This window comes from Parapedobacter sp. ISTM3, from assembly GCF_016533505.1.
Classification (GTDB): Bacteria; Bacteroidota; Bacteroidia; order Sphingobacteriales; family Sphingobacteriaceae; genus Parapedobacter; species Parapedobacter luteus.
Genome location: NZ_JAENGN010000015.1, coordinates 1 through 21,287, shown reverse-complemented (window position 1 = coordinate 21,287; position 21,287 = coordinate 1). Strand labels below are relative to the sequence as shown.

At 44.9% G+C, this 21,287-nt stretch carries 19 protein-coding genes; 15 read left to right on the top strand and 4 right to left on the bottom strand.

All coding sequences use genetic code 11. The features are described from left to right. Positions 1 to 4: 4 nt before the first annotated feature. The gene (locus JHJ32_RS17555; RefSeq protein WP_200121846.1) at positions 5 to 304 is read right to left on the bottom strand and encodes a DUF4286 family protein; all 300 of its coding nucleotides are present in this window, start codon (positions 302 to 304) and stop codon (positions 5 to 7) included. Positions 305 to 499: 195 nt separating this feature from the next. On the opposite strand from JHJ32_RS17555, the gene JHJ32_RS17550 reads away from it, so the two are divergent. The 9 genes from JHJ32_RS17550 to JHJ32_RS17510 all read left to right on the top strand — a co-directional run bounded on the left by JHJ32_RS17550 (position 500) and on the right by JHJ32_RS17510 (position 9,251). Continuing rightward, positions 500 to 2,344: a S9 family peptidase gene (locus tag JHJ32_RS17550; RefSeq protein ID WP_233632734.1), complete on the top strand. Its 1,845-nt coding sequence runs from the start codon at positions 500 to 502 to the stop codon at positions 2,342 to 2,344. Beyond that, complete coding sequence (locus JHJ32_RS17545) at positions 2,341 to 4,008, top strand: sensor histidine kinase KdpD (RefSeq protein ID WP_200121845.1); 1,668 nt, start codon at positions 2,341 to 2,343, stop codon at positions 4,006 to 4,008. The genes JHJ32_RS17550 and JHJ32_RS17545 overlap by 4 nt, the downstream gene beginning before the upstream one ends. A gap of 40 nt (positions 4,009 to 4,048) precedes the next feature. Then, complete coding sequence (locus JHJ32_RS17540; protein ID WP_079715507.1) at positions 4,049 to 4,741, top strand: winged helix-turn-helix domain-containing protein; 693 nt, start codon at positions 4,049 to 4,051, stop codon at positions 4,739 to 4,741. A gap of 129 nt (positions 4,742 to 4,870) precedes the next feature. Beyond that, complete coding sequence (greA, locus tag JHJ32_RS17535) at positions 4,871 to 5,344, top strand: transcription elongation factor GreA (RefSeq protein ID WP_079715508.1); 474 nt, start codon at positions 4,871 to 4,873, stop codon at positions 5,342 to 5,344. A 123-nt stretch (positions 5,345 to 5,467) separates the two neighbouring features. Continuing rightward, positions 5,468 to 5,881 (top strand): HIT family protein, encoded by a 414-nt coding sequence (locus JHJ32_RS17530; protein WP_079715991.1) that lies wholly within the window; start codon positions 5,468 to 5,470, stop codon positions 5,879 to 5,881. A gap of 106 nt (positions 5,882 to 5,987) precedes the next feature. Next, complete coding sequence (locus JHJ32_RS17525; protein ID WP_079715509.1) at positions 5,988 to 6,659, top strand: DedA family protein; 672 nt, start codon at positions 5,988 to 5,990, stop codon at positions 6,657 to 6,659. Between the two features lies 1 nt (position 6,660). Next, positions 6,661 to 7,212, top strand: a complete 552-nt coding sequence (locus JHJ32_RS17520; RefSeq protein ID WP_079715510.1) for an inorganic diphosphatase — start codon at positions 6,661 to 6,663, stop codon at positions 7,210 to 7,212. After that, positions 7,212 to 8,525 (top strand): hemolysin family protein, encoded by a 1,314-nt coding sequence (locus JHJ32_RS17515; RefSeq protein ID WP_079715511.1) that lies wholly within the window; start codon positions 7,212 to 7,214, stop codon positions 8,523 to 8,525. The genes JHJ32_RS17520 and JHJ32_RS17515 overlap by 1 nt, the downstream gene beginning before the upstream one ends. A gap of 12 nt (positions 8,526 to 8,537) precedes the next feature. Next, positions 8,538 to 9,251, top strand: coding sequence for a 16S rRNA (uracil(1498)-N(3))-methyltransferase (locus JHJ32_RS17510; RefSeq protein ID WP_079715512.1), 714 nt, complete (start codon positions 8,538 to 8,540; stop codon positions 9,249 to 9,251). A gap of 22 nt (positions 9,252 to 9,273) precedes the next feature. Here JHJ32_RS17510 and JHJ32_RS17505 read toward each other — a convergent pair whose 3' ends face one another. From JHJ32_RS17505 to JHJ32_RS17495, 3 genes are read right to left on the bottom strand one after another with little or no spacing between them, the layout of a single operon-like run. After that, on the bottom strand, positions 9,274 to 9,756 hold the full coding sequence (locus JHJ32_RS17505) for a hypothetical protein (protein ID WP_079715513.1): 483 nt from the start codon (positions 9,754 to 9,756) through the stop codon (positions 9,274 to 9,276). Between the two features lie 4 nt (positions 9,757 to 9,760). After that, positions 9,761 to 11,077: an ABC transporter permease gene (locus JHJ32_RS17500; RefSeq protein ID WP_079715514.1), complete on the bottom strand. Its 1,317-nt coding sequence runs from the start codon at positions 11,075 to 11,077 to the stop codon at positions 9,761 to 9,763. 24 nt (positions 11,078 to 11,101) lie between these two features. Continuing rightward, positions 11,102 to 11,779, bottom strand: a complete 678-nt coding sequence (locus JHJ32_RS17495; RefSeq protein ID WP_079715515.1) for an ABC transporter ATP-binding protein — start codon at positions 11,777 to 11,779, stop codon at positions 11,102 to 11,104. A gap of 420 nt (positions 11,780 to 12,199) precedes the next feature. Between JHJ32_RS17495 and ald the strand changes: the two genes are divergently transcribed. The 6 genes from ald (at position 12,200) to JHJ32_RS17465 (ending at position 20,985) form a co-directional block, all read left to right on the top strand. After that, a complete protein-coding gene (gene ald, locus JHJ32_RS17490) occupies positions 12,200 to 13,312 on the top strand; it encodes an alanine dehydrogenase (protein WP_079715516.1) in 1,113 nt (370 codons plus the stop codon). 186 nt (positions 13,313 to 13,498) lie between these two features. After that, positions 13,499 to 14,746 (top strand): hypothetical protein, encoded by a 1,248-nt coding sequence (locus tag JHJ32_RS17485; protein WP_079715517.1) that lies wholly within the window; start codon positions 13,499 to 13,501, stop codon positions 14,744 to 14,746. Between the two features lie 94 nt (positions 14,747 to 14,840). Beyond that, a complete protein-coding gene (locus tag JHJ32_RS17480) occupies positions 14,841 to 17,657 on the top strand; it encodes a TonB-dependent receptor (RefSeq protein WP_079715518.1) in 2,817 nt (938 codons plus the stop codon). Positions 17,658 to 18,584: 927 nt separating this feature from the next. Further along, positions 18,585 to 20,351, top strand: coding sequence for a hypothetical protein (locus tag JHJ32_RS17475; protein ID WP_079715519.1), 1,767 nt, complete (start codon positions 18,585 to 18,587; stop codon positions 20,349 to 20,351). Positions 20,352 to 20,494: 143 nt separating this feature from the next. Then, the gene (locus tag JHJ32_RS17470) at positions 20,495 to 20,812 is read left to right on the top strand and encodes a hypothetical protein (RefSeq protein ID WP_139378525.1); all 318 of its coding nucleotides are present in this window, start codon (positions 20,495 to 20,497) and stop codon (positions 20,810 to 20,812) included. An 11-nt stretch (positions 20,813 to 20,823) separates the two neighbouring features. Then, on the top strand, positions 20,824 to 20,985 hold the full coding sequence (locus JHJ32_RS17465) for a hypothetical protein (RefSeq protein WP_176146088.1): 162 nt from the start codon (positions 20,824 to 20,826) through the stop codon (positions 20,983 to 20,985). Positions 20,986 to 21,287 lie beyond the last annotated feature (302 nt).

The following is a 21,287-nucleotide window of genomic DNA, read 5'->3' as shown; positions in this document are numbered from 1 at the left end:
GATATCAATAGCTGCTAAGGTACTTCATGACGCTGTCAAAGAAGAGAACTTTTCCGGTATGTTGTTGGTTTGCAAAAGCTTGTATCGGGGCCAGATACTGCTGTTGAAACAGTGCGATTTCTTCGTTGTGCGCCGCACGCAGTTGAAGGCAGTAAGTCGTCCCTTCATGTGGTGAGTCCAACAGCTCCAGCAAAGCAACCGATGCGGTTGCCTCCCGGTAGTGCTTCAGGTGTTCTTCAATATACTGCCGGACAATTTCCCGGATATCGTCTTCGGTGATGATGGTCACATTATACAGATACATGGGGCGAAGATAAGCAATCCATCGAAATAGCCGCGACAAAATGACTTGGCGAGTTGCCGGCAATGATAGGTGAGACGTGTAAAATTAAGGTTGCATAATGAGCTTTTACGCTAAATTTTTCCACCTTTGAAAGAATGGAGAGGGAATACTGTTAATATGGTACGTCGTATAGTTTTATTATTCGGGGTGGTTTTCATGGCGTGTTTAACGCGCTGTGACAACCATAAGACACGTATTATACCTGTAGAGGATTTTTTTTCCGAACCTGAAAAGACCAATTTCAAGATATCCCCTAACGGCAAGTACATCGCTTACCTGAGTACCTATGCAGGGCAGAAGAACATTTTCGTCTTGGAGGCAGGCAAAGAAAGCGGTGAGCAACGTATTACATCGGAAACAGAATTGGGCATCCAGTCATATTTTTGGGCCAATGACAGTGAGTTGATATTTACGAAGGATAGAAAAAATGATAGCCTGCAGGTGTTTGCCGTTAACCGGGCTACGCTGGCCGTGAGGCATCTTATGCCGGCTGCTTCGGTAAAGTTGCGTTGGATTCCGCCTTCGAAGGTGATAAACAACGGTTTCTTGATTTCGCTCAACGAGCGGGACTCGTCTGTATTTGATGTATACCGCCTCCGTACGGACGCCTGCAAAAAAGAATTGGTGGCCAAAAATCCTGGAAATATTATCAAATGGTTTGCTGATTTAGACGGGCAGTTGCGGCTGGCACTGGCCAGCGACAGTGTAAAAGAGACCGTGTTATACCGGGATAGCGAAAAGGAGGCCTTTAGGCCGGTGATGAGCAACAGCTTCAGGAATTCGATCTTGCCGATTGGGTTTTCGGGCGAAAATAGGAGCCACGTGTTTGCCCTTTCCAACATCAACCGGGACAAACTGGCCTTGGTGGAAATCGACATGAACACGGGCAAGGAAGTGCGGATGATCTATAGCCATCCGGACGTGGATATGGACAACGGTGGCTATTCGAGCGACCGCGGTGAAATGTCCTATGCGACCTACGCCACGTGGAAGCAACAACGGCATTTTCTGAACAAGCAGACCGAACGGGTTTACCGGGCAATCAGCGAGAAGCTAAATGGCTATGAAGTGAGTATATTGGATCGGGATACCGCGCGCACGCGGTTTATCGTGCGTTCTTATACCGATAAAGATCCGGGCGCGACGTACTACTACGACATCACTGCAGATCAGTTGATAAAGTTGGCGGATAACAGCCCCGCCCTGAAGGATTGTTTGCTTGCGGAAATGACACCCATTACCTATCGATCACGCGATGGACGCCAAATACAGGGGTATTTGACCATGCCGGTAAAGTCAAAAGGCAAAAAGACCCCGGTGATCGTATACCCGCACAATGGGCCGAGTGGCAGGAACCAATGGGGGTTTAATCCCGAAGTGCAATTTTTTGCCAATCGTGGATTCGCCGTTTTTCAAATGAACTTCAGGGGATCGACCGGATATGGAAAGGAATTTTGGTCTGCCGGTTTTAAGGAATGGGGAGGGAAGATTCAGGATGACATTACCGATGGTGTACGCTGGTTGATTGAGGAAGGTGTCGTAGACTCGTCACGGATTGGTATTTATGGCGCTGGTTTTGGAGGATATGCCGCACTGCATGGTGCCTGTTTCAACTCTGATCTCTACGCCTGTGCCGCCTCTTACTCCGGATTTGCCAACCTTTTTACCTACCTCAAAGAGATCCCGCCGCATCTCAAGCCTTACTTACAAATGTATTATGAAATCATCGGTAATCCGGAATCTGAGCCTGATTTAATCAAGGCAATGTCTCCGGTATTCCACACCGACAATATCAATATACCGGTATTCATCGCACAGGGAGGGAAGGATAGCTGGAGCACGGTAAACGAGACGAATCAATTTGTGCAGAAGCTAAAAAAGCGGAAGATCCCCATTACGTATATCCTGCGGGAAGAAGAAGGCCGGTATTTTCGTGATGAGGAAAACCGGATACTGTTTTACAGGGAATTGGGCGCATTTTTTGACAAATACCTGAAATGACGCACCGTCGCAATACCTATCGCGTAACCTATGTATTGGTAAGCGCTTTTATCGTTGTCGGCATCGCTTCATTCGTGTTGGCTATCATCCTCGCCCGTGATTTGACCGTTACGTATGTCGAAAATGAATTTGCGTCCAGGAAAGTAGAGGTGCTGGAGTACAACATCGGCCCGTTCAATGATTTTTTCCAGAATCGGATTCCAGAGATATCATTCTATCAGGGTTATCTGGATTCGGCGGGCGTTGCTTCCTATGCCGATAGCGTATTGCAAACGTATCCGTTTGTCGAGCGCATCGTATTTTATGATGTAGCCTTGAGCAACAGCGAGTCTGTCGATTATGGGTTCTCGGCGAATAACCTGGTAGTATACCCAAAGGGTATCTACCAGTTCAGTCAGCCAAACCAAACCGGCCAGCCTTCATCAACAGCCAACCACAGCGGACAGTTGCCGCTGTCGTTGTCGGATGATTTCAATAACATGGCGGTTAAATTTGCGGCATTCATCGAACGGGTGGATACCACCAAAGCATTGCGGGACGAGGATATCTTCAAAGTGTTCTATGCCGTAACACCCGGTAAGATATCTTATATGAATATCCCCAGACGGGATGACCTAAAAGCCTATAAGGAGCTTATGTACGGGAAGCATTTGCATGATGCCGTCTATGAACAGGATATTTTTACGTATTTTATTAACCCCAATAAGCTGTCGTTAAACAATACCGTACCCGAATTATATCAGCATATACAAATACAACCGTTGGTTTATGAATCCATCGATACGGACCCGGATTTACTGACCACGGAAACCCCCTTGCCCGGGGCGTTGGCCGATTACAAAATCTACTTCAGCTCAAGCCGTTCGTTTTTACTGACCGAAATCAACCGGCGATTTTTGCCGGTATTGGCCGGTGTGGTTGCGATCTATCTCCTGCTGGCAATCATCGCTTATCTGATTTATCGCAACTTATACGTAAACGAACGCATGTTTAAGTTGCAGTACGATTTTATCAATAACCTTACCCATGAATTTAAGACACCGGTAAGTGTTATCAAGATTGCGGGCAATAACATCAAGAGTGCGAAGCAACTATCGGACAAAGAACGCGTCCACTACGGGAAAATATTGGATGAGGAAGCGGATAAACTCAATAACCTGATGAATACGTTGCTTTCCTTTACACAAATTGAAAATAAATCAATAAAAATAAAACGCGAAGAGGTTGATTTGCACGAATTTTGTTATAAAGTGTTGGCTGCCTCCAGAATTAAGTATGGCGATTTAATTATTCAGTGTCAAGTGGATGCAAACCGGGCCTTATACATTGATCCGGTATTGTTGGGCAGTATATTCCAAAACTTGATAGATAACGCCTACAAGTATTCCAAGCCCGATAATAAGGTGCTGGATATCTATATTACACAGACGAAAAAACAAGTGACCATGCGGTTCGCGGACAAAGGCATCGGCATTGCCAAGAAAGAGTTGGCACACATTTTTAAAAAATTTTACCGTGTACAAAACCAGTACAACCAACAAGGCAGTGTGGGGCTGGGGCTTGCTTTCTGCAAAGAACTGGTTAATTTCATGGGCGGGGAGATCCGGGTGGAAAGTGAGCTGGATAAAGGCACGACGTTTATCATTGTTTTCCCGGTAGACTGACAAGTGGATTATAAATATACCCATAAATCGTATTCAAGATATGCAAAAAAACATCAAAATAGCCGTCATTGAAGACGACGAGAATTTACGTTTCTTAGTTGCCCACCGCCTTGAATCGGAAAATTACCAGGTTATACAGACTGGCAATGGTGATGATGCAGAAAAGCTGATATTGGAGCAAAAGCCCGATATTGTCTTATTGGATTGGATGCTGCCCGGGAAGCAGGGCTCGGATATCTGTGCCAGCCTGAGGAGTGAGGGGTTTGCCAACTTGATCATCATGATGACGGCAAAATCCCAAGATGTCGATAAAATTGATGCTTACAGCTTTGGTGTGTCGGATTACATCACCAAGCCTTTCAGCATGGACGTCCTGGTGGCCATGATAGAAAACAAGGTCAAGTACTTTGTCAATAGCCAAAACGCGGACTTATATACATTCGGCGATACCGAGCATCACCCCAACGTCCATTCGCTGGTGCGTAATGGTAAGAAAATTGAGCTGACGATTTTGGAAAACCGTATCCTGCTATATTTCCTTCAAAACGTGGGGCGGGTCATCAGTCGCGACGAATTGATGCAGGTGGTCTGGGGCTACAGCTCCAATGTAAACACCCGGACATTGGATATGCATATCGTGCGCTTGCGTAAAAAAATTGAACTCAACGCTGATAAGCCTGCATATTTGCAGACCGTGAGGGGGATGGGGTATAAGTTTGTGGATAATCCTTGATTATTGCCGGCTTTTTTTGCTTTATTCAAAAACATTGCCTATCTTCGTCACAATGAGCAAGGCCATGCCACTTCGAACGGTATGGTCTTGCTTCTTTTTTTGACTTTATTTTTTTAATTCATAATTATTATGGCAGAAGTAACGTATTACAGCAAAGAGGGATTAGAGAAACTCAAGGAAGAATTGCAGTATCTCAAAACAGAGGGCAGAGCAAAGATTGCCAAGGCTATCGCCGAAGCACGTGACAAGGGTGATTTGTCTGAAAACGCCGAATACGATGCAGCAAAGGAAGCCCAAGGCTTACATGAGGCCAAAATAGCTAAATTGGAAGAAAGTTTGGCGAATGCCCGGATTATCGACGAGTCGACGTTGGATACTTCAAAAGTGTTGGCGTTATCCATTGTTAAGCTAAAAAATGTAAAGAACGGGGCCGTTATGACCTACCAGCTGGTGTCAGAGACGGAAGCCGATCTTAAAGCGGGCAAAATATCCGTAAAGTCGCCCATTGCTCAGGGATTGCTGGGTAAATCAATTGGCGATAAGGCACAGATACAGGTGCCAGCGGGCCAGGTAGAATTGGAAATTTTGGATATTTCCAGGTAAAGATGAATGTCGGTTATGTGCGGGTCTGCCATAACCGCACATAACAAACAATATTTATCCAGCGGCTGTTTATCAAAAACAGCCGTTTTTATTTATCTTTGTGCATACCAACAAGAAAGCAATATGCCGACCATATTTTCTAAAATCATCGCTGGTGAAATTCCCGCGTACAAAGTAGCCGAAAGTAATGACTATCTCGCTTTTTTGGATATAAACCCGCTGGCCAAAGGACATGTATTGGTCATTCCCAAACGCGAGACGGATTACTTGTTTGATATGGCTGATGACGATTACATGGGGCTTTGGATTTTTGCAAAAATTGTCGCCCAAGGTATTAAGCGGGTATTCCCCTGTGAAAAGGTGGGGGTGGCCGTGGTCGGCTTGGAGGTGGCTCATGCGCACATTCATTTAGTGCCCATCAATGATGTGGGCGATATTAATTTCAGCAAGCCGAAGCAGAAACTTACGCCAGCGGAGCTTGCCGAGAGTGCCGAAGCGATCAAAAATGCCGTATTATCGATAACGAATACACCATAGCTTGCCGCTGCAATTCCTTTTATCCCGATACTTTATGGCCTTAAAGAACGCCTGTCAAAGCATTTTGCCCTTAAGTGCAATTTGTGTAAGTTTGTAACTGATATTTATGCAAGAGTTCTGGGAGTCATTTTTGCAATTGCTGGATGCCGAAGCGTTGATAAGGTCTGGAGGCTTCTATCTTGTCATCTTTATCGTATTTGCCGAGACAGGGCTCTTCTTTGGATTTTTCCTTCCGGGAGATTACCTCCTGTTTTTGGCAGGCCTATTTTGCTCGTCGGGTCTGTTAAGCGTTGATATCACGACATTGTGCTTCGGACTTTTCAGCGCTGGCGTGTTGGGCAATTTCACAGGCTATTGGTTTGGATGGCGAACGGGGCCTATGCTCTTTAAACGTAAAGAAACTTGGCTCTTTAAGCGGCGATATGTTGTTATGGCTGAGGAGTTTTACCATAAATATGGCGGCCCGGCATTAATTATCGGTCGGTTTGTGCCAATAATCCGTACATTTGCGCCGATATTGGCGGGTATCGTACGACTGAATTTCCGGAAATTTGTACTATATAATGTTTCAGGAGCAGCAATTTGGGTTTTGCTGCTGACATTGTCCGGCTTTTTTTTGGGACGTGAATTTCCGCAGATTATTAATTACATTGAATACATTATTATCGGTTTTATAGTGATTTCGTTTACACCGATATTAATAGCGTTGATCAGAAGAAAATTGCGCCTCAACAAGAAAGCGGGCGAAGTAAAGAATAACAACCATAGTGCTATATAGAATGAGCAAATCACACCCTTGGCATGACATATCTCCGGGTGACGACATTCCGTCATCGGTCAATGCGATTATTGAAATCCCAAAAGGTTCAAAAGCTAAATACGAAATAGATAAAGAGAGCGGGCTAATTAAACTGGATCGCGTCTTGTTTTCGTCGGTAATGTATCCGGCCAATTACGGATTTATCCCCAAAACGTATTGCGACGATAAAGACCCATTGGACATTTTAGTGCTTTGTTCAGTGGACGTGTATCCGATGAGTATTATCGAGGCCAAGGTCATTGGTGTCATGCATATGATAGACAACGGGGAGCAGGATGACAAGATTATCGCCGTGGCCAAGAACGATATGTCTGTCAATTACATCAACGACCTTTCTGAACTTCCCCCGCACACCATGAAAGAAATTGTCCGTTTCTTTCAGGATTATAAAGCACTGGAACGGAAGAACGTTACGATAGAACGCCTTTTTGGTCGTTCGTATGCTTATCAAGTCATTCAGGATAGCCTCGATCTGTACCAAAAGGAATTTGGTAATCTAACAATGACTTAATGGGCTGGGAAATTTTCTGGACATTTTTTCTGGTTTTTGCCAACGGGTTTTTCGTGGCGGCGGAGTTCGCTATTGTCAAAGTTAGAGCCTCGCAAATCGAAATTAAAATCAAGACAGGTAGCCAGGTAGCCCAAGTAGCCAAGCACATCACCAATCACCTTGATGGGTATCTGGCGGCTACCCAATTGGGTATTACCATTTCCTCGCTGGCTTTGGGCTGGATAGGTGAGGCGGTAATGACCGAAATTGTGACAGGTATTTTTGGCTGGTTTAACGTGGAGCTCACCGGGACGTTGGCCAAAAATCTGGGCCATGTGCTTGCGTTCAGCATCATTACCGTGCTGCACATTGTTTTCGGCGAATTAGCGCCGAAGTCCATCGCGATCCAGCGTCCGGTTGGAACTACGATGAACATCGCCTTGCCTTTGCGGTTTTTTTACCTGGTGTTCAGACCCATTATCTGGGTATTGAACGGGTTTGCCAACCTGATTCTCCGCCTGATGGGATTCCAAGTCAATGTAGGGGAAGCTCACCATTCATCTGAAGAGCTGCAGTACCTGCTCGATCAGGGCAAAGAGAGCGGAGCACTGGACACCGTGGAACATGAATTGATTAAAAACGTGTTTGATTTCAACGAACGGATAGTCAAAAATATCATGGTGCCGCGTACCAAGATTTCCGCCATTGAAATGAATTGCCCGGGCGACGAGTTTATCGAGCGGATCACCAGGGAAGGGTATTCGCGTATTCCCATCTATGACGATAATATCGATCAGATTATCGGAATCGTACATACCAAGGATATTTTGCCCATCATCGCCAAAGGCAAGGAACTGGTGCTGCGGAACATCATCCGTAAACCTTATTTCATTCCGGAGACCAAAAAAATCAACGACCTGATGGCTGAATTCCAGCAGCGGCGCATTCAGATTGCCATCGTGCTGGACGAATTTGGCGGCACGGCAGGGATGGTGACGCTGGAAGACATCGTGGAAGAGTTGGTGGGCGAGATACAGGACGAATACGACGAGGAAACGCCTGTTGTGGAAAAGATTTCCGAAACGGAGTATATGGTGGATGCCAGCGCCAGTGTGCATGATGTCAATGAATTTTTGCCAAGAGAGCTGCCCGAAAGCAACGACTACGATACGATATCGGGGTTGGTGAGTGACTTATTTGACAAGATACCCGATGTGGGCGAGCGTAAAGAGTTTCACGGATATAATTTCATCGTCATGAAGAAAACCCAGCAAAACATTGAATTTGTAAAGCTGGAGCTGGTGGAAATGGACGATAGTGACGAGGTCGAATAAACGATTGTAGCTTTGCAGCTGTTTTATACACCCGGTATCCAACCTAAGGACAGGGCTTTCGTGCTCGATGAGGAAGAAAGCAAACATGCTGTACGCGTGCTGCGTATGGCGGCGGGGCATCACGTCAATCTGGTAGACGGGCGGGGCGGGCTGTATACCGCCGTTGTTGTAGATGCACATCCCAAGCGGACCGCCTTGGAAGTCACCGCGGTAAACCTGGACTACGCCAAAAGACCTTATTATTTGCATATCGCGATAGCGCCCACGAAAAATATCGATCGGATGGCGTGGTTTCTTGAGAAAGCTACCGAGGTGGGCATTGATGAGATTACTCCCCTTATTTGTGAACGATCGGAGCGGAAGGAAGTGAAAACCGACCGGTTGAACAAGGTGATGGTCGCCGCAATGAAGCAGTCATTGAAGGCGTTTCTCCCAAAGCTCAATGAAGCCGCGAAATTTGTTGATTTCGTGAAATTGGCGGCTACGCAAGATACCCATAGCCTTATTGCGCACTGTGCCGAAGGGGAAAAACACTATTTGAACAAGCTCATACCGCCTGCAGGGCGGTATACCATTTTGATAGGTCCGGAAGGCGATTTCAGCGGTTCGGAGATAGAAGCCGCTCTGGCAGCAGGATATCATCCGATAACATTAGGCGATACACGATTGCGCACGGAGACCGCTGCGTTGATGGCTTGCCTGGAGGTGGCGATATCAAATCGGTGAACGCGGTACACGCGCTTGCTGATTACTGAATCAGCTCCGCGTCCAAAATCTGGATTTCAGAATTACCTTCCTGCGTATCGGGGTTGAGGCGCACCCTGCCCCTTATTTTTATCGGTTCTTCCGTAAAACGCACCTTTGTGCCCTTCTTCATAAAGATTTCGACCATGGGCGGGATATCGCCTTGGCCACAGAACATGCATTGCATGATGGGCAACACCGAAAGCATAAAGGTTTCATGGTCACGCCCGCCTTGCATCGGCACCAAATACCCGGGCAATGTGACGGTTTGTTTGTCTATTGCCTTCAATTCATCGGGGAAATGGGGGGTGTAAATGGTCTGATTGTCTTTATAGGTAACCTTATACATCAATTTGTTGATGGTTTCCCACGTATCGTTCATCATGGGGGTGTGGTCGGGTACCTCCCCGAATGGGTTATCCTGTTGTGCGTTGGCTAACTGTACGCCAAGCGCGATGAATGCAATAACGATAAGCTGTTTTAACATTTCTTTAATTTCCTGACAATGTTTGTGATATAGAAGTTTTGTATGCCTTTATAGCAGGAATCACGGAAGCCACGAAGCCAATGGCGACACCGATAAATACCAGCCATGCTTCCTGCGGCAATAAAACCATGGCTTGCAACAAGGTCGCCGTGCCGCCGGTACTGACACCGATTAAATAAATAGCTATATGGCCAACGACGATTCCCACCATTGCACCTACAAAGGTAAGCAATATTCCTTCTGCAATCACTATGCCGAATAGCTTTCCTTGCGAAGCTCCTAATGTACGCATGATGGCGAGATCATATTTCCGGCTTTTAAGCGCATTGTACAAACTGATAAAAACACTGAGGGCCGCCATAAGCATGATGACATAGGCCAATACCTGCAAGGAGTCAATGCCTATCCCTAACAAGGAAAACAACCGGGCACTCTCAATGGCCGGTGAAGCGGCTTGCATGGCTGTTTGCTGATTGACCAGCCGGGGAAACATGCCAATGGCGGCGGGATTGCGGTATTGGATAAGCATGCTGGTGATTTCCCGCTCACCGGAGCCGATGTCGCCCATGATGCTTTTGACAAGCCGGGGCTCATTGCCATGGTCGTGTTTATGTTCATGTTCATGGTTATGCTCGTGGTCATGATCATGTGCTTCGCCGTGGTCATGTGTTTCGTCATGCGCATGGTCGTGATCATCATCATCATGGTCGCCATGCATCCGCCAAACACTGCTGAGGTTGGTCAATATCAGGCGGTCTGCGATATGGTGCGCAGGTTTGAAGATGCCTGTAATGGTGTACGGGTGTTCATCATGGGTGTGCCCTTCGCTGCTCAGGCCATGGGCACCATACAGTTGGTCACCGATTTTCAGGTTGTGTTTCTGTGCAACGTCTGCACCGATTGCTGCTTCGAAGTCGGCTTGCCAGATACGGCCTTCCGACAGTTCGAGTCCGTATAATTGCAGGAACGTGCTATCGGTACCGATGATGCGATGCCCCTTGTAATTATCGCCCAATGACAACGGTACTGCCAGCCTAACCATCGGATTGGTGGCTAACTTCTGTGCTTCGGTCAGGCTGATATTGCCCGTAGGATTGTCCATGTGGTAGATACTGCTTAATATAAGCTGTATGGGGCTTCCTTTGGCGCCCACGACCAGGTCAATGCCGCGGCTGTTGTTGCCAAGCTGCTGTTCGATTTGGTGTGAAGTCAGTAGCAAAACACATAATATGCCGGTGCCGAAAGCAGTAAGCAGTATGCCTAATATCGAGGTTGCTGGGTTCTGGCGAATATTTTTCCAGGCGATTTGCAATGCGTTCATTTGCGCGTCGTTATAGCTAAGTAATCATTTATTTGACAATGCCGGCCGGGTGGCCATCTCATAAGCCCGCGTTATGCGATTTTTTACACGCTTGTCGTGCGTGGCTATGACGAGTGTGGCCCCTTGTTGGTCGGCTTGCGTAAGCAACAGGTTCAGTACACTTTCGGTATTGCGGTCATCCAGTGATGCTGTAGGCTCGTCTGCCACTAAAATTGCCGGTTTGTTGATGACCGCCCGGGCGATAGCTGCCCGTTGCATTTGCCCACGGCTCAGTTTATTGGGGTAACTATCGGCCTTGTGGTCCAGGTTGAGCAATGCCAGCACTTCGTTGATCCGGGTATTGTCGACCTTGGCGCCAGCGAATCCCTGGGCAATCTGCATGTTTTCTTTTATGGTGAGGCTTTTCACCAGATGCGCTTCCTGAAAGATCAACCCGATACGTTGCCCACGAAATTCATCCAGCTTCCGGGCCGGCAACTCATAAAGCGGTTGTCCGTCAATATCCACCATGCCTGTTGTCGGTTTGAGCAATCCGCTGAGAATGTGCAACAAAGTGGTCTTTCCGCTGCCTGAATCACCTAATATCAGCGTATGTTGCCCGGAAGGCACCTCCAGGTCAGCAAAGTGTAGGGATTCCCCCTGAGGATATTGATAAGTAACATTATTTAGACGAATGACCGTCTTTACTAAGTTATCCTGCATAACATGGCGTTAATGTTAATCTAAAGGTAATAGCCCTTTAGGTTTCGCAAGTTTAACGTATTCTGATTAAATATACATCCTTATCATGCAACTTTATTGATATTGTTTGTCTTGGGCGGGAGTAAGCGGCCGGGAGTCGAGAGCTGAATGTAGTCGGTTAAGATGAAAATATCGGCGTTTCGTCTGTGTAAAGATTGAATTTTTTGATTTTAAGTTTGTTTTAATGTGGTTTTTTTGGTTTTATGGGCTTGTTTGTTCTGTTTTTTGTTGGTTTTGGTTTGAAATATACAAGTTTATGCTTGATTGTGTTATTTGTTTTTTCTTTTATTGTCATGGTATTGCGTTATTTATTTGTTATATTGGTTTTGTTTTCGTATAAATGTGTATAATTGTTCGAAATTTTATACGAATTATAAAAAAATGACGATAGGTATACCTAAAGAAATCAAAAATAATGAAAGTCGGGTGGCGTTGACCGCATCGGGTGTGTTTGAATTAAGGCAATATGGTCATCATATTTTGGTGGAGCAGGGTGCAGGGAAGGGAAGTGGAATATCAGACGTGGAATATGAACACGCAGGAGCGGAAATCGTGACCAATCCACATGATATTTGGGCAAGGGCGGAGATGATAGTAAAGGTGAAAGAGCCTATCGATGAAGAATTGCGGCTGGCCCGCGCCGGACAGATCGTTTTTACCTATTTTCATTTTGCCTCGAGCATCACGCTTACAGAGGCAATGATCGGCCGTGGAGCCGTATGCATCGCGTATGAAACCGTTGAAAAACCGGACCGGTCATTGCCATTGCTCACGCCGATGTCTGAAGTAGCCGGACGGATGGCCGTGCAGCAAGGAGCCCGTTACCTGGAAAAGCCGGTGAAGGGTAGGGGGGTGTTGCTCGGCGGCGTACCTGGCGTACCTCCGGGGAGGGTGCTTATCTTGGGGGCCGGAATTGTCGGCGTTCAGGCAGCCAAAATGGCCTCCGGTTTAGGTGCGCATGTGACGATTTTGGATATCAATACCGATCGGCTCCGTTATGTCAATGACATCCTGCCCCCTCATGTGGTGACGCAATATTCCAGCCAATATACCATCCGTAAGTTGGTACAGACACACGACCTCATCATCGGTGCGGTACTGATACCGGGTGCCAAAGCACCGAATCTGGTCACGCGCGATATGCTGAAGACGATGCGGCCGGGCACGGTCATTGTCGATGTGGCCGTCGATCAGGGCGGTTGCGTAGAGACCTGCGTGCCAACAACGCATGAAAACCCCACGTATGTCATTGACGATGTCTTGCATTATTGCGTGGCCAATATGCCCGGTGCGGTACCTTTCACCTCAACGCTTGCGCTTACCAATTCGACCTTGCCTTACATCATCAACATTGCCAATAAAGGCTGGAAGGCGGCTTGTGCGCATGATCCTGCACTGATGAAAGGACTTAACATCGTCGAGGGCAAAGTCGTGTACCAAGGGGTTGCCGAGGCATTTGATTTGCCTCTGCATGACGTAGTGGAGGTTTTTTGATGAAGCCGTTTATTCGTTGGGTTAAATGACTTGTAACTAATGCTATATGTTGTCTATTTGAATATCGTTTATAATTAATTAACATTAATTTCATTAAAATATGATTTTCAGTAAATGTTGCCTTTATATTAAATAAATTCCTTTGTAAAAGGATTATTGAGGTATCAAACATTAAATTGAAAAATCATGAAAAAGTTATTTTTACCATTCCTGACCGTGTTTGCATTAGGTTTTGCGACGAGTTGTAGTGATGATGACGATCCGGCACCAGATCCGGGAAACGAGGGGGAAGAAATTGTAAAACAAGGTGTCCTTACGGAAAATGAGACTTGGACTGCAGATAACATTTATATTTTGGATGGACGAGTTGTCGTTGGCGAGGGCGTGACATTGACTATCGAGGCAGGAACCATAATTAAGGGCGAAGAGGGGCAAGAGACATTGGCGTCTGCGTTGATTGTTGACCAAGGCGGTAGATTGATCGCTAATGGTACTGCGGAGCGGCCTATTATCTTTACCTCAATCCAAGATAATATACAAATAGGGCAAACTGCCGGCACCAACCTAACGGAAGATGATTTCGGATTGTGGGGTGGAGTTATCATCCTTGGTAGGGCTCCAATTTCTGTAACCGGTGGAAATTTAACAGCTCAAATCGAGGGTATTCCTGCCAATGAGCCTTATGGTCAATATGGTGGAGACGATCCGGATGACAATTCGGGGTCGCTGCAGTTTGTATCTATTCGCCATGGGGGGATTACAATCGGCCAGGATAATGAAATCAATGGGTTAACGTTAGGAGGTGTTGGTGCCGGGACAACCATCAGTAATATCGAAGTAGTAGGTAATCAGGATGACGGTATCGAATGGTTTGGTGGTACCGTCAATGCATCGAATTTATTGGTTTGGGCACAACAGGATGATGGTTTGGATGTTGATCAGGCATACTCCGGAACCATTTCAAATGCGGTGGTCATTCAAGGAGGATCTGAACCTGGATTTGCGTTGGAGCTTGATGGTCCAGAAGGTGAAACGCTTCCAACTACGGCTCCATTCACCATAGAAAATGTTACCGTTATTGGAAATAGTGAAAGCGATATCATTGCAGACCTTCGTGATGGAGTGCTATGTAATTTGAATAACATATTGGTGCACGGCGTCAATGCTAATGCTTGGGTACGTGTGAACGGTGCTGACTCTCAAGCTGAACTTGTAAATGATCGGATCGCCTTTTCTAATTGGGAGGTGGTATTGGCGGAGGGTGCTACTATTGATGGTCTTATCGCCGCAAACGACAGAGTGGCGCTTCCCGCAGCGTCAGCGTCCAAATTTACAAACAACGTGACGGCTATTACTTCAGCAGACGAAGCATCTGTAGGTGCAAATCTTTCAGTGTTCTCTTGGACATACGCTGCGAGCAAGGGCGCATACTAGTTATCAGTTAAAAATAAATGAAAAGCATGTCCATCTCCAAATCTTTTAAGGGGATGGACATTCTTTTAAAAAAATAGTTTTTCCAAACCGAAATATGTTAAAAAGAATTTTGTTCCTTTTATTTGGGAATGTATGTTTATCGTCTATGTTGTTTGCTCAACAAGGACGTATTGTTGGCACCGTATCGGAAAGCGGAACTACCGAAAACCTTTCGGGTGTGAGTGTTGCAGTGAAGGGTTCAACTATTGGAGTAGCGACCGATTTTGAGGGAGATTATTCGCTTGAACTCGCACCAGGTATCTATACCATCGTTTATTCTTTTATCGGATATGAAACCAAAGAGGTTGAGTCTGTTGAGGTCAAAGCGGGAGACGTTGTTCATTTAGATGTCGCAATGGTGGTAAGTGCAGATATGTTGGGGGAGGTTGTCGTTACTACTACAGCTAGGCAAAATACAGAGATTTCGTTGTTAAACATGCAACGTAATGCATCGACATTAATGGATGGATTGTCGTTGCAGAGTATCAATCGTAGCGGGGCAAGTAGTATCGCATCCGCTGTGCGGGTGGTCCCAGGAGTTTCTATTCAGGACGGTAAATTCGTTTATGTGCGGGGGTTAGGCGATCGTTATACAAAATCGATTCTGAATGGAATGGATATTCCGGGGCTCGATCCAGATAAGAATACTGTTCAAATGGATATTTTTCCAACTAACATTCTGGAAAATATTGTCGTTGTCAAATCGGCGTCTGCTGAGCTTCCTGCTGATTTTACGGGAGGTGTAGTCGATGTTGTAACGAAGGATTTTCCAACGCAACGGCAGTTTAATATATCAATTTCCGGTGGATTCAATCCAGATATGCATTTTAAAAACAACTATTTGAGTTATGCCGGTGGTGGGACAGATTTTCTGGGGTTTGATGATGGAACTAGGAAATTGCCGATTTCGTCGAGCATGACCATTCCGAGCCCTGCAGGTGATAATGGCACGTTGGAAGGCATAACACGTTCCTTTAATCCGATTATGGCGGCAGACCGGCAAAATAGTTTTGCAGATTTTAGTATAGGAGCTAACTATGGTAATCAATACAATATCGGTGTCAATAAATTAGGAGTTATCGCGTCCATCGAATATAAAAACACGACTACTTTCTATGAAGGATTTAGGAATGGTGTTTATCAAAAGCCCGAGAATAATAGTGAGCTCGAACTCCGTTCTGATCGGACAAGGTGGGGGGATCTGGGGGTGCGGGGGGTGCTGGGCTCGGTATTGGCTGGCATATCTTACAAGACAGAGCGATCTAAATACGTGCTTAATTTGCTGCATATACAAAATGGCGAAAGCCGTGCAGCATTGTTCGATCAGCGTACTGAGATTTCCAATGTGATTAACGTAGTTAAAAACAATCTAGAATATACACAACGTTCGGTTTCGAATTTGCAATTGGGAGGCAAACATACAAATTCAGATGCTTCATTTACAACCGAATGGAAACTGTCGCCGACTTTAGCAAAAGTTTATGATAAAGATGTGCGGTTAACTACATTTATTGTGGGAAGTAATGGATATACTATTGGCTCAGATGCTGGATTTCCCAATCGGGTTTGGCGAGATTTAGATGAGATGAATTTGGTGGGAAAACTAGACTTTACGAAAAAGTACCAATTGTTTGCCCAAGGAGCTTCACTCAAATTCGGTGGTTTATATAGTTACAAGCAACGGGATTATTCGATTCAAAGCTATAACATAGCTTATAGGGCCGTGAGTACAGGAGACTTGAATGGCGATCCAAACGCAATATTAGCAGACGAAAATGTGTGGACACCGGAGACTAATTCGGGGTACTTTGTTCGCGGGAATTTTCAGCCGGCGAACACATTTGACGCTACGCAACTAACTGCAGCAATTTATGTATCTAATGAAGCAAAGATAGGCGACCGATTAAGGACTGTCATTGGCCTTCGGGCTGAGCAATTTACATCTCTGCTAACAGGGCAGAACAGTACCGGTACTATAAATTACGACAATGAAAAGACCATCGAGAAGCTAGATCTGTTTCCCTCAGCTAACTTGATTTATGCGTTGACTGCTCAAAGTAACGTAAGGGTCGCTTACTCCCGTACTACCGCACGACCTACGTTTAAGGAAATATCACCGGTACAAATTGCCGACCTGCTTACTGATCTTACATTTCTAGGAAATTTAGATTTGAAACCTACGTATATCAATAATATCGATGTACGTTATGAGCTTTTTGGCGACAACGCACAACTGTTTGCTTTAAGCGGTTTTTACAAGCGATTTAAAGATCCCATCGAGTTGGTTGCTTATTCCAATATCGCCCCAACTAATGTGACACCTAGAAATGCGCCTGAAGCCGATGTGTTCGGTGTCGAGCTAGAAGGAAGAAAAAATCTAGGTTTTATTTCCGATGGCTTGGAAAAATTAAGTGTGAATGTAAATGTGTCTTTTATTGAGTCGCGTATCGCCATGAGCAAAGGGTTAGGTATGGAATATGATTCGCGTTTGATGTTTGCTCGGGAAGGCGAAGTTATCGATGATACCAGACAACTACAGGGGCAATCTCCTTACTTGATCAACGCAGGATTGAATTACAATAATAGTGATATCGGCTTGGAAACTGGGCTGTTTTACAATGTTCAGGGGAAGACATTAGAAGTGGTTGGACTCGCACAAAACCCCGATGTATACGTACAACCCTTTCATAGTTTAAATTTCAATTTTTCCAAGAAACTCGGAAGTCAAAGGGGGACGATAAGTGTAAAAGTAGAGAATATTTTGGATGATAATCGAGAAAGCTTATACGAATCCTATGGGGCAGCTAAACAAGCATTCCAGTTTAGGAACCCCGGCCGAAATTTCAGCTTGGGATATAGCTGGAGCTTTTAGTTGGTGAATAGAGATGGGTTAAGTGGCTGTATCATTTTACTTTGATACAGCTTTTTTTGTGTCTTTGTTACTTGCTGTTTACTTGTATTTTTTATTGTATTCCAAGCATCAGTGGATCGTATAAAAAGTTATTGAGATTGTCCATTATTGTGGTTGTCTTCGTTTACCAGTAAACACGAATTATGAGAAAACGAGACAGGCTTTTTGAGGTACTGACCCCATTAAGTACCATTGCATGGGTATCATGTGAGAAATTCAATGATAACATTGCTGGCTTTCTCCAAATGACCTGACCGAATGCGAGACTTGGAACTTTGTGTGCCGGGAAAACACTCGATTGGACGGTTTGTTCCGGTAGACGGAGAAAACAAGGTCTTTATGTAATACTACTGGAAGGATGATTCAACTGAGAGAGGTGATGCGAATTATCCCGTCCTCTTCTTCGAAGTGTCGCAGGCTGGTGAGATCTTTTACTTGCGGAAATCGGAGATGCGCAACTGGAAGGTGGTTCACATTACCATGTGTCCGAATTGTAATTTCGTTGCATTGGACCGACGGACGGATCAATCAAGGGCGAGTCTGTCAGCGATAATAAATGGTTGATAGAAGCCAATGTGGTATTGGCACTCTTCAGGCAACGTATTTGATACATGGTGCTAAACAGTATTTCCTACGCTGATTAAAAGTAACTTTCCATTTGTCTCGGGGTAAGAAACTATTCCGCTTAGGTTGTGACATATAACGTATTCGTAGCGGTTTCTCGTGCCGATTCGCTGTTTTTTAAAGGATAGAATATCTTCTTGTTTGGAAAAGCTTTACTATAAGGGTAATTTGAGTGCGTTCAAAATTCAAGTTTTCTTTACTAATATTTTACATAAAAGTCAAGTAGTGTGCATAAATTAAAGACGACAAATAAGTATTGGAACTATGAAAAGAAATGTATTTTTCCTCGCAATGTCGGGGCTTCTGTTACTAGGCTCTTGTCAAAAAAAGTTTGATCGCCTTGATGTTATTCAAGAAGATTTAAGTTTGGATATAGCTCCGCTGTCCATTACGGACCCCAATGATCCCAATCTTGATGCAAACTGGAATTTTTCTGATCCGAATGTCACAACAACACAAATTTATTATGGTCAGCGAGCGAATAACCAGCCCGTCAGTAGTGTGGAAGTAACTTTGCCTTGGTTTACTGCTGGTAATCCCGCAAACAATGAAGATAGGGACTACCGTCCCGAATTAGGTTGGGTGTTATATTTAAAAGACTTTGGTACCCCCGAACGGCCAACGCAAACTCCTTTCTTCGCATTGTACAATAAATATTCAGGCGTGTTGCGCTTCTTCGTTTATAATTATAGGGTTCGTAATCAAGGCGAACCTTCGAAGACCTATTACGTAGCGGAGTTGGGTTTTAACAACGCAGCTAATTACAATGCGTCGCTTTCCTTTTTTGCTCCTACGGACGAATTTGTAAAGAACAATACCAACCCAAGTACCAAACAAATCGTTGTGACCAAGAAGGATGCTTCAGATACGTGGTTAAATTTTGATTTTGTGATGACTTATGATACCAAATACAGCGAATTGAAATTGACTGTATACGGGGCGAGCCAAGCAGATTTAGCACTAGGAACGGATTTCTCTACGTTGAACGCGAGATCTTCGGTGGGAGGGGCAGGCGTTACTTCGGATTTTCACAATGCCATGACGAAGGGTTATGAATATATTGGTTCCACAAAATCGCTTTTGGATGCTATTAACGATCTACTGGGGAAGCGAGATTCTAATAAGTCAGCCAGTCAATATGTTGTCCAAAGTGAGGCAGCATCAGGAGGAAACGTTGCTCCTCAATCAGTGGTTGGGACGGTAGCAGCTGCAGTAGGTGTCGTACAAAGCGTTGTGGGGTTAATTAGATCTTTTTCCGGTGGAAAGAAGTCAACAGTCGCAACACAGACTGTCTACCAGTATTCAGGTATTGTTCAAACCACGGGGACAGCTACGATTACAAATAATCTATATAGCATTCAATTTCATCAAGACCCAAAAGCGCCGTTGACAGCTAACCGATATAGACCGATATACCAATATGACACAGGGTTAATTGGAGCGCCGGATCGGTTTCATTTGTTTGCTAGGGGAACTCTGTATGATATGGGTTGTTATTTTTATCGAATGAGAGATTTGCACTTGTTTACGTATAATACAGCTTTTAGGTTTGACAAATTCGTTGATGCATTTTATCATAATCCAGACTTGCTTGGAAAAGTCAAACTCGTCAAGTTCGATACATACTTAGTCAATAATATTATATCGGAAATTGGACTAGGCAGTGAATATAACTCTTTTGATTTTTTGCAATGGGCTGATGCAAGTTTAAATGGCGGGGTCACTGGCGATAGTCCACATAGCTTACCTGTAAACGCTGACAGACGCCGAGATATTGATGATGCGCAAATCACCTATGGAAGATATATCCATCCCTTGATAACTGATAATTATAACCCTTTCCCTACCAGGTTAAACCATCCAAAGATCGGAATAGAAATTCATTACGAAATCATTGATCCGAATTATCCATTGGAGGATTCGAGAGAAAGAGTTATCTTTAAAGTGGTTGACCTGACGACATTTGACTTTACGCCACATACGGGTCGTCCGCTAGATTATTGTCCACAACCTTTTGAACATTTTTATTAGCCATAGGAATTACCCACGTCCAATAATTAGCGTTGTATAAAACATAATAGAAAACAACCATTGGCCTCTCGGGGGCCATTTTTGTTTTTGTTGACTGCAAATTTGCTGTCAGGAAAAGGCAATCGTGTCGTGAATTAGAAGTGATGAAATTAGGGATTCACATTGCCCACGGGTCAGGTGCAGGTTTCTATTTGACATATGATAGAATAGATGCAAACGATATTCGGGTAGCCAAGGCAGCCTTTGTAGGGAAAAGGATTGGAGACCGGCGTGAGCGCGACAACGTGTTGCTGGAAACCAAACGTCTCCTGATGTATGCTATGCTCTGCTGGGATATCCCAAAGGACAAAATTAGGTCACTGGTTATCTTTATGACCTATTACGTAAATTTTGAATTCAAGGAAACAAACACTATTTTGAAATGGAAAAATAACAACTTACCAGAGGCAGTGATACCATAGGAATTGAGCAATTGTTAATCGAGACTGAAAAGAAGCGGAGCGAGAAGAAAGGTGTTGAAAAATGGAAGAGCAATCTGGTGAATCTTATTGTCAAACTTGGCTTATCCGATGAGCGGGCAGCCAATGTAGCCGAAGTCCCCATCGGCTTGGTTCGCAAAGTCCGCGCCGCCTAGATAAGAAGCAGAAATAAACCGTCCGCCTTTCTCCACCCTTTCTTCTACCGTAATGCGGACTGGATACGGGTCTCATCCGAGGCGGATCTGGGAAATCCTGAGATCCGCCTCGGATGAGACCCGCATCGCGCACGGATAACGGCAGGAGAAGCAAGCGGATTGATAATAAATTAATCCCGATTTAATTGAGGGATAATATGTCGACCCTACTTTTGCTGATGTAAAAAGAAACATAGAGCAGCATTCATTTTGTTAGGTTTGGTTAAATGGAAAGACCCCGCTGTGAAGCGGGGCTTTTTTTT